The sequence below is a fragment of the uncultured Shewanella sp. genome, from assembly GCF_947501225.1.
In the GTDB taxonomy this organism is placed as follows: domain Bacteria; phylum Pseudomonadota; class Gammaproteobacteria; order Enterobacterales; family Shewanellaceae; genus Shewanella.
Window position 1 is genome coordinate 19,816 of record NZ_CANMUW010000009.1, and the last position, 14,517, is coordinate 34,332.

Consider the following 14,517-nt stretch of genomic DNA (forward strand, 5'->3'; position numbering starts at 1 on the left):
GACAATACCTACTTTTGTAGGAAAATTACAAACAAAATGATCTAGCGCAAGTTATAATTTTTGTGAGGTGCCACTAAATATTAGTCTAAATTTGGCAGTACGGTGAATGTTGTACTGCCAGAATGGGAAGGAAAGTCAGTTACAGTATGGGATCTTTATCAATTCGTGATTCCTTTAATACCTCTTTAACGCGCTTCAAACTCTCTCTGAAGCGAGGGCCGCGTCGTAAGGTAAATCCGGTCGCTAATACATCGATAACGACGAGCTGAGCCAGACGGGAGGCCATAGGCAGGTACATATCGGTATCTTCCGGAACCTCCATGGTCACAGGTAGGGTACATTCACTAGACAGCGGGGAGTGTCTGGCCGTGATACCTATGACGGCTGCGCCGTTCTCACGAGCCAAACGAGCGATATCGATCATCGACTTAGTACGGCCCGTGTGGGAGATAAGAACGATAACATCGCCCTCACCACTGTTGATACAACTCATGCGCTGCATTAAAACGTCGTCGAAGCAGATAACCGGTACATTGAAGCGGAAGAATTTGTTCTGCGCATCGTGAGCCACCGAAGCGGATGCCCCCAGGCCAAAAAATGATATCTTCTTAGCCTGAGTCAGGATGTCTACCGCTTTATTTATTGCCGCAGTATCCATACTCTGACGAGCCGTATCGAGCGAAGCCATTGAAGATTCAAATATTTTAGTCGTATAAGAGTCGGGGCTGTCATCTTCTTCGACATGACGGCTGACATAAGGCGTACCGTTAGCTAAGCTTTGAGCAAGGTGAAGTTTAAAGTCGGGAAAACCTTTAGTATCTAACCGACGACAGAAACGGTTAACGGTAGGCTCACTTACATCAGCCATTTTTGCCAGAGTAGCGATACTGGAGTGGATCGCTGTTTGGGGTGAGGCTAAGATTACCTCAGCAACTTTGCGCTCTGATTTACTAAAATGTGTAAGGCTTTTTTGAACCTTTTCAAGGGTATTCATATGCGTACGTCCACTCGAAAGTAATGTAATTATATTTATATTTTTATGTCATTTTAGAATGAATCTAAAAGTAACAAACCCGACCTCTATGGAGAATTATCATTCAGGTATTGGTAAAACTTTCTACTATATATAGTAATTTAATCACGAAAAGCATACCAGATTTTGCCTGTGAATGCCTAGGGGACTAACTATCGCTTTTTTGCAAAATTTAGATGCAATTAACAATTTCTGTTGTTATATTACAACAAACATGTGAACTATTCATCGAATCGATGTGGCACTGTGACACAAAGGAGATTTAGGAGCTATGGGCATAACAACACCAGAAGCCAAAGCTTGTGATTTTGTATTGTTTGGTACAAAAGGGGACTTGGCTCGCCGTAAGTTGCTTCCCTCATTATATCAGCTCGACAAAGCTGGCCTTTTAAACGAAGAGACCAAGGTTCTCGGCGTTGCTAAGGATGCTTTCACCCATGAAGAGTATCAAGAGTTAGTCATCAAGGCTTTGAAGGGGTTTGTGAAAGAGGAGTTGTGTGAACAAACACTCGAACGCTTCTTAACTCGTTGTCATTACATTGGTACTAACTTTACCGAGTCCGAGGGTTACAAGGCTTTCCATGACGTTTTAGAGCCGGAAAAGCGTGTCATGGTCAGTTACTTCGCTACCCCGCCAGCCATCTTCGGTGATATATGTCGCTGCCTCCACGAACAAAACCTTATTCATCCCGATTCACGTGTCGTTCTTGAAAAACCTATCGGCTCCGATCTCGAATCCTCTAAAGTCATCAACGATCAAGTCTCAGCCTATTACAATGAGAATCAGGTTTACCGTATAGATCACTATCTTGGTAAAGAGACGGTTCAGAATCTTATCGCACTTCGATTCGCAAATTCACTGTTCGCCTCTAAATGGGATAACCGTACCATTGACCATGTGCAGATCACCGTGGCAGAAGAGGTGGGGATCGAAGGGCGTTGGGGTTACTTCGATAAAGCAGGGCAGATGCGCGACATGATCCAGAATCACCTGCTGCAGGTGTTAACCTTAGTAGCAATGGACCCGCCGGTAAACCTGGACGCCGACAGTATTCGTGACGAGAAGGTGAAGGTACTCAAATCACTTCGCCCCATCAATTCAGATAATATTTATGAAAATACTGTCAGAGGCCAGTACTCTTCCGGCTTCCTGCAAGGTTCTCCTGTACCGGGCTACCTCGAGGAGGAGGGGGCAAATACTCAATCCAATGCGGAAACATTTGTCGCACTACGTGTCGATATCGACAACTGGCGTTGGGCGGGGGTGCCTTTCTATCTCAGAAGCGGCAAGCGCATGCCAACAAAGAGTTCTGAGATCGTGGTTTACTTCAAGAACCCGCCTCATAACCTGTATCGTTCAAATTATCGTAACCTTCCGCCGAACAAGCTTACTATCCGTCTTCAGCCCCATGAAGGTGTTGAAATTCAGATGATGAATAAAGTGCCTGGGCTTGAACAGAAACAGCGTCTGCAAACGACAAAGCTCGACTTAAGTTTCTCAGATACCTTCAAAAACGAACGCATCGCCGATGCCTATGAGCGTCTGCTTCTCGAGGCCATGTTAGGTAACCAGGCCCTGTTCGTTCGGCGCGATGAAGTTGAACATTCATGGCAATGGGTCGACGGGATCATCGAGGCGTGGGAAGACAGCAACGAGAAGCCTAAATCATATCCAGCCGGTAGTTGGGGACCTGTTGCATCAGTTGCTTTGATAGCAAAAGACGGCCGTTCTTGGGACGAATAAAGGAACATGACCATGATTAAAGAGAGTGTGTTCAAATCTTTTGATGATACATCATCACTGGAGAATCAGCTTGCAGAGCGAATCGCAAACCAATTACAAGAGGCGGTCGATACCCGTGGCAAGGCGAGCCTGATTGTCTCCGGCGGCTCTACGCCACTCAAACTGTTTCAGTTACTGAGTAAGAAAAGTATCGATTGGTCTGAGGTATTTGTCACTCTTGCCGATGAGCGTTGGGTCGACAGTGACTCAGATGCTTCAAATGAAAGGTTAGTCAGGGAGCACCTTCTACAAAACCGTGCATCCAATGCCAAGTTCAGAGGCTTAAAGAATATGTTCTCTTCACCTGAGGAGGGGGCTGTCATGGCCAGTGAACAACTGGCTCACTTCCCGCGACCATTTGACGTCGTGGTGCTGGGAATGGGCAGTGACGGACACACATGTTCATGGTTCCCATGCTCTGAAGAGATCGATACAGCATTAAATACGGAAGCTGTGTGTATAGCGGTAAACCCTACCAGTGCACCAAATCCTCGCCTGTCGTTATCGAAATCCGCCATCTTAGCCAGTCGCCAAATTTATTTACACATTGTAGGTGAGCAGAAACTGTCTGTTTACCGTCAAGCGCTTGAAAATGAAGATGCTAAAAGCATGCCGATCAGGGCCGTCTTAGCTCAGCACAAGACACCCGTCGACGTTTACTGGAGCGCTTAAGGAGATATTATGCACGCAGTTGTTCAATCTGTTACCGACAGAATCATCGCTCGCAGTAAAGAGACTCGGGCCAAATACCTGGCAGCGCTGAATGAAGCTAAGTCAAACGGCGTTCATCGCAGCTCACTGAGTTGCGGAAATCTGGCCCACGGGTTCGCCGCCTGTCAGGGAGATGATAAACAGTCGATTAAGGCGCTCACTAAAGCCAATATCGGTATCGTGACGGCATTCAATGATATGTTGTCGGCCCATCAACCCTATGAGGCGTATCCGGCACTGCTTAAGCAAGCCTGTGCGGAAGTGGGAAGTGTTGCTCAGGTTGCCGGCGGTGTTCCAGCAATGTGTGATGGTGTGACTCAAGGTCAGCCGGGCATGGAGTTGAGTCTGCTTAGCCGTGAAGTTATCGCCATGTCTACGGCGGTAGGCTTATCCCATAACATGTTCGATGGTGCCTTGTTACTGGGTATTTGTGACAAGATTGTTCCCGGCCTCCTGATAGGAGCGTTAAGTTTTGGCCATCTGCCTATGTTATTCGTTCCTGCCGGTCCGATGAAATCGGGGATCCCTAATAAGGAGAAGGCCAAGATCAGACAGCAGTTTGCTCAGGGGCAGGTAGATCGCGCCGCTCTTCTTGAAGCCGAGTCTCAGTCCTACCATAGCGCCGGAACCTGTACCTTCTATGGTACGGCGAACAGTAACCAGCTTATGCTGGAAGTGATGGGGCTGCAGCTGCCAGGCTCTTCATTTGTTAATCCTGACGATCCGCTTCGGGAGGTACTTAACAAAACGGCCGCGAAACAGGTGTGTCGCTTAACCGAGATGGGCACACAATACACGCCTATCGGCGAGTTAGTTAACGAAAAATCTATCGTTAACGGCATAGTAGGCCTTCTCGCAACAGGTGGTTCCACCAACCTGACCATGCATATCGTTGCCGCTGCTCGCGCTGCGGGCATCATCATTAACTGGGATGATTTCTCGGAACTGTCTGATGCTGTACCATTGCTGGCGCGCGTCTATCCTAATGGCCATGCCGATATTAACCATTTCCATGCCGCGGGCGGTATGGCCTTCCTGGTCAGAGAGCTGCTCGACGCCGGTCTTCTGCACGAAGATGTTGACACTGTTGCCGGTCACGGTCTCAGACGTTACACCCAAGAGCCAAGATTGATCGATGGTGAGATAAAGTGGGTCGATGGTCAGAGTGAAAGCTTAGACTCAGAGGTGTTGACTAAGGTAGCTAAGCCGTTTCAGGCCAATGGCGGGTTGAAGCTGCTCAAAGGTAACCTGGGAAGGGCTGTGATCAAAGTGTCTGCCGTTCAGGAGCAACATAGATTTGTCGAGGCCCCTGCGGTTGTTATCGATGATCAAAATAAGCTGGATGCGCTCTTCCAGGCAGGTGAACTGGAAAAAGATTGTGTTGTTGTTGTCAAGGGGCAGGGGCCGAAAGCGATTGGTATGCCTGAACTTCACAAGTTGACACCTATCTTGGGTACCCTGCAGGATCGTGGATTTAAGGTTGCACTTTTGACCGATGGTCGTATGTCCGGCGCTTCAGGCAAGGTTCCAGCTGCTATCCACTTGACGCCTGAAGCTTTAGACGGCGGGTTAATTGCCAAGGTTCAAAATGGTGATCTTATCCGTGTAGATGCCTTAACCGGTGAGCTGACTCTTCTTGTTGCCGATGAAGTCATTGCAGCGCGTGTGGCTGAAGAGGTTGACCTGAGAAGTACAAGTTATGGAATGGGTCGTGAGTTGTTTGGCGCATTAAGATCAAACTTAAGTAGTCCCGAAACTGGTGCCCGCTGTACCAGCGCTATTGATGAAAACTATTAATAAGGAAGAGTTACGCAATGCTTGAGAATAACTGGTCGTTACAACCACAAGATATTTTTAAACGAAGCCCTATTGTTCCTGTCATGGTTATCAATAAGATTGAGGATGCCGTACCGCTAGCCAATGCACTGGTTGCCGGTGGGATCAGTGTCCTTGAGGTGACATTGAGAACGCCTTGTGCCCTGGAGGCTATCACTAAGATCGCCAAAGAGGTTCCCGATGCGTTAGTCGGTGCCGGTACGATTCTGAACGAAACCCAGCTGAAGCAGGCTGAAGAAGCAGGCGCGCAATTTGTTATCACACCCGGTGCGACCCCCGAGCTGTTAAAGGCCGCGATGGCTGGTAAGATCCCATTGATCCCGGGTGTTGCCAGTATCTCTGAGGTGATGACGGGTATGTCGTTGGGTTATACTAACTTTAAGTTTTTCCCGGCAGAGGCATCAGGTGGTGTCAGTGCCCTTAAAGCATTCTCAGGCCCACTTGCAGATATCCGCTTCTGTCCTACCGGTGGAATTACGCCAAGCAGTTATAAAGATTATCTGGCACTTAAAAATGTCGATTGTATCGGCGGTAGCTGGATAGCGCCAACCGATGCGATGGAGCAGGGGGACTGGGATCGCATAACACAGCTTTGTAAGGAAGCGATTGACGGTATCTAATCGATTCAGGCACCGTTCAACGGCAGCATTATTGACTGCAGGTTTTTAAAAGGCTACCCATGTGGGTAGCCTTTTTAATATCTGTTATTGGTTTGTCTTTAGTTTTGAGATATTGAACTGGCTGTCTACAGTCCAGACTCGATATCGTATTTCGCTCCCCTCTGGCAGGTAAAATACCTTAGGCAGGCGACTGTCATAGTTGATCTTTAAACTGTCGGGGATCTGCAAAAATGCCTCTTTCTTAGCTAAATCTAAGCATGCCATCATAGTGCTCGGCCCGTCACTGATATGCTTAACGCTGTAATAACCATATCCCCAGCCTTTTACAGTTTCTCGTGTGAGCTCTCCCATCAGAGAGTGCTTATTGCAGTCTACCATTCTGGTTTGTCCAATCTGTATCTCCACCATATAGTTCTCTTCATCTTCAATGGCTGGCAGGGTAAGAACATGTTGTTCCATCCCCTCTGTTGGCATTGGAAACATCTTTGATGCCTCGTGGACCTGATAATTCGAAGCGTTGTAGGTTTGTGATGCGATCATGTTTTGGCTTACGCCACCTGGATGTGTCGGGCTGGTCGCCGATGCATTAAATGGGAACAGGGTAGCAACAATGAGCGAAGTTGAGACAGAGTGTCTGATTGCTTGTTTGATTATCTTCATTATCTTAAATTCTCCAAATAGCCGGTGGCTATAATATCAATGAACAATATAGGCTAAGTTCAGCTGAGTCTGTAGTAGCTATAAACGACAAGCATTTCAAAAAGGGTTAAATTTTTTAAGACCTTTATACGTCGCCGAAGTATAAAGGTGCCGTTATCTGCGCCCAATCTTGTTTAATCACTCCCAGAGGCTAACCTTTGTCACTTCATTTGCGTATGCGATTGAATATCTTCGATTTGAGATAGCGGGCACGAAATGATGATTATTTATGTTTAGATATATACTTTGATAGTCAAAATATACTAAGATTCGATTAGTTTGATACTCAAGCTACTTGTGATTCAAGATATGTGTGCCGCACACTCTCCTGAATCAGCTTTTTTACACTTTGCCTTACGGCTAGATAGATGCCGGACGGCGTGTACCAAATTTAACTATAAGAAAGATAGGGATGATATGAACAGTAAGCCACATTCAATTAAGGCCTGGCAGCATCAGCACCATTTTGCAAATATTAATAATGATGGTGAGCGTAACACCCGTTATGTACTTTATCTCACCCTGATCACTATGATCGCCGAGATCTCGGCGGGTACAATCTTCGGCTCTATGGCGCTATTGGCCGATGGCTGGCATATGGGAACCCATGCAGCAGCATTTATGATCACCCTATTTGCGTATCGATATGCAAAGAAACATGCTAACAATCCAGAATTTACCTTCGGAACCGGAAAGGTTAGCGTACTGGGCGGTTTTACCAGTGCTATCGCCTTAGGCATGGTGGCGCTAATCATGTTAGTTGAATCTGCTATGCGGATACTCAACCCTGAACAGATCCAATTTAATGAAGCTATCATGGTCGCCTTCATCGGATTGACAGTCAATGTGATCAGCGTCTTCCTCCTAAAAGATCACCATAGTCATGATCACGGACACAGCCACGGACACAGACACAGCCATGGTCACTGTCATGGTCACTCCCATGCTCACTCCCATGCTCACAGTCATCATGATGAAGAGCACGCAGATCATGAAGGGGAGTCTGCGAAATCGGGGCATCATGACCATAACCTTCGTGCGGCCTATTTTCATGTGCTGGCCGATGCGCTGACCTCAATATTAGCGATATGTGCACTCTTGCTGGGTAAGTTATATGGTTTGAACTGGTTGGATCCTGTGATGGGGATTGTAGGCTCGATCATCATCAGCCGCTGGGCATGGAATCTGCTGAAGCAAACTTCTCCTATCCTGTTAGATACCAGTATCGAAGAGCAATATAAGAATCGGATAATTACCGAGATCGAGTCGGAAGATGATCATCAGATAGCAGATCTGCATATTTGGCGGGTCAGTGCAGACCACTACGCCGCTGTGTTATCTATCGTGTCGCATCAGCCCAGGGATGCCGAATACTTTAAGGCTAAACTAAAGAAATTTGAGCGCTTGAGTCATTTGACCATTGAACTTAATACCTGTCGTCAGGCAGAATGCATCTAGAGAAGAGGTCGTAAATCAAGAGAGTGTATGAAGTCTACAGAAGATAAGCTTAACCATGTGATGGTGGAGTTTTATGAAAAGCTCTCCTCCTGGGAACAAGCGGTAGTCAAGGATAAAGGCTATTCGTTACCACTGGTCCATACTGTGGAGATCCTGGGAGGTCATGGGCCGATGAGAATGAAGGAGCTGGCTGAGAAGATTGGAGTGACAACCGGGACTTTAACCGTCCAGATAGACAAGATGGTCAATCTGGAACTTGTGACTCGTAAGCCACATGAGTCTGATCGTCGCTCCATTCTAGTTGAGTTAACGAGTAAGGGGCAGGAGATGTATGAGGAGCACGATGCCCTGCATCTTCAACTTACCGGTGAACTCACGGCCAAGTTTTCCGCTGACGAGCGGGCTCAACTGCTTAGCTTTCTGCAACGGGTGAACGCAGAGTTTTAAGCCTGAACATTCAGCCTGATACCTGTTGCAGGTATCAGCGCTTCCCACCTGATTTTCCAGTCTGTTTTATCTGTCATTCCCTCATTACAACAAATTGCTTCTCGGTGAGGAAAAAATACCCTGTTTTAATCATTTCAGTATCATAGGTCACTATGTGAGTGTGCTATATTGTTATGGAAAATCAGGTATTATGTAGCCAGATGTAAATAAGAGGTGACTCAGGCGGTTTTATTCAGGGCGAAAAGATTAGAAAAAGAAAGTCATTAAAAAATTCACGGATCTATAGAAAAGGGTAACTGCGCGGTTACTTATCCTTGAGTTGAAACAATAACAATATCCCTTTGGCGGTGAAGCATGAACTTAGCTAAACATCTATCGGATACAGAAGTATCGGCAAAAATCCTCAGGCATGCGGTGCCTAAAATGTCTGAACTCAATATCCCGGTTACCCCGGAAAACTATGCCGTATGGTATGAATACTATCTGGGAATTAATCTTGATTTGAAGCGTGCGATAGATGGGCTTATTGCCAACGGAATCGCCTTCAGTACCGAAGTTAATGCGGGGTTACACAAAAACTATATTCAGGAGCAGTCTCCGGAAATTATTGAAAATGTGCATATAGAGACACAGGTACTGATCAATAATCTCTTGAATAAAATTAGTCAGATGAGTTCAGGTACTGCCAGTTTAAATGATACCCTGTCTGAATTTCATCAAGATCTGAAACAGAGTCCGGATGCCGATGTATTATCTAAGCTTGTCGATAGCCTGGTCGATGAGATGGACAGTGTGATCAGTAGTAATAAACAGATGGAGGCCAGTCTTAATGCGATGAGCAGCGAGGTCAGTTCGCTGAAATCTGAGATGGAAAACCTCAATGTACTGGCGCTGACAGATCAGCTCACCTCACTGCATAATCGTCGTGCTTTTGAGGAGGAGGTGCTGTTACATATGCAGCGTTTAACTAAAACTCAACAGCCCAGCAGCTTGATGGTGATCGATATCGACCACTTTAAGCAGTTTAATGATAATCATGGTCATGTTATCGGTGATAAGGTATTAACCTATATTGCACTGGCGCTTAAGCAAGCGGTAAAAGGCACCGACTTTGTAGCCCGTTATGGCGGCGAGGAGTTCGTAGTTTTACTTCCCGACACCGAACTCAGTGACGCGTTAATCGTTGCCGAGCAGTTACGGGGTAAAATTAGTGAGCGAAAATTGACGGTTGGAAAAGATCAAAAGCTTTCTCTGGGAGCGATTACTGTCTCCATCGGCGTCGCGACGCTCAACATCAGTGATGACAGGGAGAGTTACTTTGTCAGAGCCGATGAGGCACTGTATCGAGCAAAATCTTCCGGCAGAAACTGTGTCAGGAGTGAGTAGGGGTTATCTCAATGATAAAGGCTCAACTTGAGCCTTTATCGAGTAGCCATATTGGAAAGCCAAAACAGGATCAGGCTTTTTACTTCAACTGCATATCCATCTTGATAAGATGTTCCTCCATATCAAACGTGACCGTAAAGCCCAAACGCTTGGCTAAGTTTGCCATGTTACGGTTTTCGAACATGGTAAATCCGGTAAGTAACTGGGTATCATTGTCTTTGTAGTAGGCAATAAGCTTTTCAAGCAGCAGTTTCCCGAGGCCTTGTCCCTGATGATCGCTTCTGACCGCCATGGCAAATTCAGCTTCTGTGTTATCGGGATCGATAGAGGCCCTTATCGCGCCCAGTGTGATATCTTCACCGTCATCCCCTTTTGCTGTCGCGATAAAGGCCATTTCTCGTGCGTAATCGATCTGGGTCAGAACCGCCATCTCCTCATGGGTCATCTTAGAGCGTACGCCGAAATAGCGCTTATACCTGTCTTCATCGGAAAGCGAGTTATCGAATGCCAGGTGTTTAGGTTCATCTTCCGGGAGTATTGGCCGTAGCATCACATCCCGTCCATTCTTGAGTGTCGCTGCTTGTTCCAGCTCTTTGGGGTAGGGGGATATAGCCAGTCTTGATGCATTATCTACCGGTGTATCGTGAAGCTGAATATTAACATCCAGTAAGGTGACATGTTCGCCGGCGCAAAGTACTGGGTTAAGGTCGAGACTGGCAATTTCAGGGCAATCAATAATCAGGTGAGAGATTTGGGTCAACATGACACACAAGGCATTCATGTCTAAGCCCAGGGGCAGGTGTCTGTCCCGCAACTTCTGTGTTTTCAGTGCCTGAATGACCATATAACGAGCCAGAGTCATATTCAGTGGAGGGAGTGCCACGGCCGCGTCTTTGGTTGGTTCCCACTCCGATCCCCCCTCTCCAAGTAAGATAGCCGGACCGAAGACGGGATCATTAATAACTGCTACACGGATCTCCTGAGCACCCGCTGTCAATGCCATCTTCTGTACTATCAGTCCTTCAAGTTTAGCGTCCGGGTTAGATAGGAGTACACGTGAGCTGATCGCAGATGCCGCCTGTATCACTTCTTCTTCACATGTCAGGTTGAGCATGACACCGTGTACATCGGATTTGTGATGTATATCGGGAGACTGCACTTTCACCGCTACCGGGTAGCCTATCTTATTGGCTACGGTAACCGCCTCTGCTGGCGTGTTAGCAACATAGGTATCTATGGTGTTGAGGCCATAGGCACTGAGGATCTCCTTTGACTCATGGGTTTCGAGAATTCGTTTGCCCTGGTTCAGCGCCATGGTAAGCCTTTCTCTGGCTTGCTCTGCGTTGGTCGGGATATTGTCCGGGATCGATTGCGGCACCTCTTGCAACAATTTCTGGTTTCTTCGATATTCCACCATATGCATAAAGGCACCCACGGCACCTTCGGGGGTTCTATAGGTTGGGATCCCGGCTCTGTTGAATCGTTTTCGGGCCGGATAGGCAGAGTCCTCTCCGCTCCAGTTGGTCAACACGTTGACCTTGTTTCGTTTGGGGTGTTTGGCAATCATCTCTGCGAGCGCTTCGGCTATCTCAACACTGTCTCCAAGAGCGGAGGGGGAGTGCAGCACTAAGATGGCATCGGCAGCATCGCTGTCCATCATGATCTCTACGGCCCTGGTGTAGCGACTTGCATCGGCATCGCCGCCAATATCAATCGGGTTTTGTCCGGACCAGGTAGAGGGCAGCAGCTCATTAAGCTGGGTTAAGGTGTTATTATCGAGCTGTGCAGATTTGCCGCCGCCCAACATCAGTTGATCCAGGGCCAGCACTGCGGGTCCGCCGCCGTTGGTGACGATCGCGAGTCTCTCACCGAGTAGCGGGGATGAATGGGCAAGGGTCTCCACTGCCGCAAACAGCTCGATAAGGTCGTTGACCCTGAGCATACCGGCGCGCCTGAAGGCGGCTTCATAGACGGCATCGTTACCCGTAACTCCACCTGTGTGGAGTTTAGCCGCGGTAGTGCCCTCAAGGCTACGACCGGATTTGATCACTAAAATGGGTTTATTACGTGATGCAGCCCGGGCCGCGGAGAGGAAGTGACGCTTTTCATTGATCGAGTCGACATAGAGCATGATCGCATCGGTTCTCGAGTCCCGCCCCAGATAGTCCAGCAGTTCATCAAAATCAATATCGTTGGCATCGCCAAGAGAGATAAACGAAGAGAATCCTATCCCCTTATTGTTGGCCCAATCGAGTACAGTCGTGCATATTGCCGCAGACTGCGACACAAAGGCGATCTTTCCGGGCTGCGCACTGGCATGGGCCAGGCTTGCATTCAGGCCCAGGTTAGGCAGCATCATCCCCAGGCTGTTAGGGCCAAGGATGCGCATACCATAGCGCTTTGCGTTCATCTGCGTCTCTTCCAGAAAGCTCATCCCCTCATCATTGAAATGATTGGCCATGCCTGAGGCCATTATGATGGCCACCTTACAACCAAATTGAGCCAAGGTTTCCACGATTCCGGGAACTCTGAAAGCGGCAGTACAGATGATGGCGAGATCGGGCTTTAGGGGAAGGGCTTCGATGTTAGGGTAGGCGAGTACGCCGAGTACGGCTTCATACTTAGGGGTTACCGGCATGATGGGGCCGGAAAAGCCGCCGGCGATAAGGTTTTTCATCACCACGTTACCGGCACGTTTATCAGTATTTGAAGCGCCGATAATCGCAATTGACTTGGGTTTAAACAGAGTATGCAGTGTACGTTGACTCATTCACTTTTCCCCCTCGATAAGCTTAAATATGAGTGTACCCTATATGATGAATAAATCCCCGTAATTTTAGTGGGATAAAACGACGTTTTATATCTGTTACCGGGTTGGTATTTGCCCGTTTAAACAAGGGATGGTTAATGCTCTAACGACTATTTAGCTAACTTGTTATCACTTGTGTTGAAAAATATTGATAGCTTATTTTGAGTCTGAAGGCCGTAATGTATGGCTATCTATGACGTGGTTAATAATAGCTTACTACCTGTTCTCTAGATTGTTGAATATAATTGAACGCTGTTGACTGAGTCAGTTAAAGCACCGTTTGGCTTGCCTTAGCCTGTTTGTCCTAAGCCAAGCCATTGATGGGAATTCCGCTGGAAGAATCTAATTTGAGTTCGCTACCATTACCTTACTGTTATCGGGTAACACCAGCCTTATAGCCTTAGGGAGTATGACAAATTTATGCCTCCTGTCGCTGGTGGGTTCACCGTCCAGATTTACAGGAAGAGGCTGTGTCGATTGTATCTCCAGTTCCCTAGCCTGAAAGCGCTGTACATACTCGCCATCTATCGTCGGATCGAGTAGCTCATCGACCACCTGTCTGAGCGCCGCAGGCGGAAAATCTTTAAGGAGTAAAATATCTAGAAGACCATCATCGAGGCAGGCATGAGGGGCAAGCTGTTGTCCGCCGCCGGCCATGCGACCATTACAGATTGCCCCCATTAAACCGGCTCCCTTCAGAGAGATAATGTTTCCATCCGCTCCCTTTGCGCTGACATCTCCCTCGTAGGGGGTAAACTTCATTGCCTGGAGTAAGCCCGAAATGAAGTAGGCTTGTCCTCCTAATAAGTTTTTTAACTCGACAGGTGTTTCGACCGTGACCTTGGCGCCGAACCCTGCTGAGGCGACGTTGATGAAATATCTGCCATTGGCGGTGCCCAGGTCGATATCCTTTGCCTCTCCGTTAACAGCCAGTTTGAGTGCCGCATCTATCTGGTTTGGTATGCCGCAAGCGGTGGCAAAATCATTGGCAGTCCCTAGGGGGAGTATTGCCATCTCTGGCAGAAGAGGATCCGCTGAGTAGCTGTATCCGCTTTTTTCAGCCAGTTTTGCTACTGCATCGGCTAACTCATTGACGGTTCCGTCTCCGCCCCCGGCAATGATTCGAGTCACACCCAGAGCTACCGCTTCATCGACGAAACGTGCGATATCTCCCTGTTCCCAGGTGGAGCGAACCAGGAGTCGATGACCCTGTGAACGTAATTGATAAACTGATTGGCGGATCGCTTCGATACCGGCTTTCTTTCCGTTCAAGATTAACATTTTCATAGCGGCTTCATCACTTTCGACTCGTTTGTTTAAGCCTACTACAAGCTCGGTAAGATCACAGCTACCGGATCTTTCAAATAAATACAGATCTATGAACAAGGTAAGCTCTTGTTTATTTGCTCCTAATCGTCTTTGTAATGCTGGTTAATTAATCTACGGCAGATGTCGTTTTTATCGGACCAAGATCTCACTTTATATCTCATACGAATTTTACTGTGAAAAGTCACAGTGAAGCTGAGATCAGATTCATTATAAGATTTTAACATTATCAGGGAGCCACACGGCTTAAAGGGGGAACCGGATGAAAATTCCGGACTGTACCCGCAACTGTAACTGGAAAGTTTAGCTGCCAGACCACCGGACTTGACCGGGGTGGCAAAGCAAACAATATAACCAGAAGTCAGGATACCCGCCTTGATAACGCAGCTGAAAACTGGGCGGGCGCTCT

Annotated in this window: 11 protein-coding genes and 1 riboswitch; of the genes, 7 read left to right on the top strand and 4 right to left on the bottom strand. The window is 47.5% G+C overall.

The features are described from left to right. Positions 1-139 precede the first annotated feature (139 nt). Positions 140-994, bottom strand: a complete 855-nt coding sequence (locus Q1B47_RS13635; protein WP_126505221.1) for a MurR/RpiR family transcriptional regulator — start codon at positions 992-994, stop codon at positions 140-142. A 310-nt stretch (positions 995-1,304) separates the two neighbouring features. Between Q1B47_RS13635 and zwf the strand changes: the two genes are divergently transcribed. The 4 genes from zwf to Q1B47_RS13655 are packed head-to-tail and all read left to right on the top strand — an operon-like array spanning position 1,305 to position 5,983. Next, positions 1,305-2,777 carry a glucose-6-phosphate dehydrogenase gene (gene zwf / locus Q1B47_RS13640; RefSeq protein WP_299794682.1) on the top strand — a complete coding sequence of 491 codons (1,473 nt, stop codon included), beginning with the start codon at positions 1,305-1,307 and terminating at the stop codon, positions 2,775-2,777. 12 nt (positions 2,778-2,789) lie between these two features. Continuing rightward, entirely contained in the window at positions 2,790-3,488 is a 699-nt protein-coding gene (gene pgl / locus Q1B47_RS13645) for a 6-phosphogluconolactonase (protein WP_299794684.1), read from the top strand. 9 nt (positions 3,489-3,497) lie between these two features. Further along, the gene (gene edd, locus Q1B47_RS13650; RefSeq protein WP_299794686.1) at positions 3,498-5,324 is read left to right on the top strand and encodes a phosphogluconate dehydratase; all 1,827 of its coding nucleotides are present in this window, start codon (positions 3,498-3,500) and stop codon (positions 5,322-5,324) included. Between the two features lie 17 nt (positions 5,325-5,341). Further along, positions 5,342-5,983: a bifunctional 4-hydroxy-2-oxoglutarate aldolase/2-dehydro-3-deoxy-phosphogluconate aldolase gene (locus Q1B47_RS13655; RefSeq protein ID WP_299794688.1), complete on the top strand. Its 642-nt coding sequence runs from the start codon at positions 5,342-5,344 to the stop codon at positions 5,981-5,983. 84 nt (positions 5,984-6,067) lie between these two features. Here Q1B47_RS13655 and eco read toward each other — a convergent pair whose 3' ends face one another. Next, a complete protein-coding gene (gene eco, locus Q1B47_RS13660) occupies positions 6,068-6,643 on the bottom strand; it encodes a serine protease inhibitor ecotin (protein ID WP_299794690.1) in 576 nt (191 codons plus the stop codon). A 456-nt stretch (positions 6,644-7,099) separates the two neighbouring features. Here eco and dmeF point away from each other — a divergent pair, with 456 nt between their 5' ends. The 3 genes from dmeF (at position 7,100) to Q1B47_RS13675 (ending at position 9,973) form a co-directional block, all read left to right on the top strand. Then, the gene (gene dmeF / locus Q1B47_RS13665; RefSeq protein WP_299794692.1) at positions 7,100-8,140 is read left to right on the top strand and encodes a CDF family Co(II)/Ni(II) efflux transporter DmeF; all 1,041 of its coding nucleotides are present in this window, start codon (positions 7,100-7,102) and stop codon (positions 8,138-8,140) included. A 27-nt stretch (positions 8,141-8,167) separates the two neighbouring features. Then, entirely contained in the window at positions 8,168-8,587 is a 420-nt protein-coding gene (locus Q1B47_RS13670; protein WP_299794694.1) for a MarR family transcriptional regulator, read from the top strand. Between the two features lie 354 nt (positions 8,588-8,941). Then, entirely contained in the window at positions 8,942-9,973 is a 1,032-nt protein-coding gene (locus Q1B47_RS13675; RefSeq protein ID WP_299794696.1) for a GGDEF domain-containing protein, read from the top strand. A gap of 79 nt (positions 9,974-10,052) precedes the next feature. Here the strand turns inward: Q1B47_RS13675 and Q1B47_RS13680 are convergent, their stop codons facing one another. Then, positions 10,053-12,743 (bottom strand): acetate--CoA ligase family protein, encoded by a 2,691-nt coding sequence (locus Q1B47_RS13680; RefSeq protein WP_299794698.1) that lies wholly within the window; start codon positions 12,741-12,743, stop codon positions 10,053-10,055. Positions 12,744-13,124: 381 nt separating this feature from the next. Continuing rightward, the gene (gene yegS / locus Q1B47_RS13685) at positions 13,125-14,069 is read right to left on the bottom strand and encodes a lipid kinase YegS (protein WP_299794700.1); all 945 of its coding nucleotides are present in this window, start codon (positions 14,067-14,069) and stop codon (positions 13,125-13,127) included. 254 nt (positions 14,070-14,323) lie between these two features. Then, positions 14,324-14,501: riboswitch (cobalamin riboswitch) on the top strand. The last annotated feature ends 16 nt before the right edge of the window (positions 14,502-14,517 follow it).

What these genes read in the sequence shown, in the direction of transcription:
- Q1B47_RS13675 (WP_299794696.1), top strand. Translation starts at nt 8,942, where the DNA reads ATGAACTTAGCTAAACATCTATCGGATACAGAAGTATCGGCAAAAATC.
- edd (WP_299794686.1), top strand. Translation starts at nt 3,498, where the DNA reads ATGCACGCAGTTGTTCAATCTGTTACCGACAGAATCATCGCTCGCAGT.
- Q1B47_RS13680 (WP_299794698.1), bottom strand. Translation starts at nt 12,743, where the DNA reads ATGAGTCAACGTACACTGCATACTCTGTTTAAACCCAAGTCAATTGCG.
- Q1B47_RS13670 (WP_299794694.1), top strand. Translation starts at nt 8,168, where the DNA reads ATGAAGTCTACAGAAGATAAGCTTAACCATGTGATGGTGGAGTTTTAT.
- dmeF (WP_299794692.1), top strand. Translation starts at nt 7,100, where the DNA reads ATGAACAGTAAGCCACATTCAATTAAGGCCTGGCAGCATCAGCACCAT.
- zwf (WP_299794682.1), top strand. Translation starts at nt 1,305, where the DNA reads ATGGGCATAACAACACCAGAAGCCAAAGCTTGTGATTTTGTATTGTTT.
- eco (WP_299794690.1), bottom strand. Translation starts at nt 6,643, where the DNA reads ATGAAGATAATCAAACAAGCAATCAGACACTCTGTCTCAACTTCGCTC.
- Q1B47_RS13635 (WP_126505221.1), bottom strand. Translation starts at nt 994, where the DNA reads ATGAATACCCTTGAAAAGGTTCAAAAAAGCCTTACACATTTTAGTAAA.
- Q1B47_RS13655 (WP_299794688.1), top strand. Translation starts at nt 5,342, where the DNA reads ATGCTTGAGAATAACTGGTCGTTACAACCACAAGATATTTTTAAACGA.
- yegS (WP_299794700.1), bottom strand. Translation starts at nt 14,069, where the DNA reads ATGAAAATGTTAATCTTGAACGGAAAGAAAGCCGGTATCGAAGCGATC.
- pgl (WP_299794684.1), top strand. Translation starts at nt 2,790, where the DNA reads ATGATTAAAGAGAGTGTGTTCAAATCTTTTGATGATACATCATCACTG.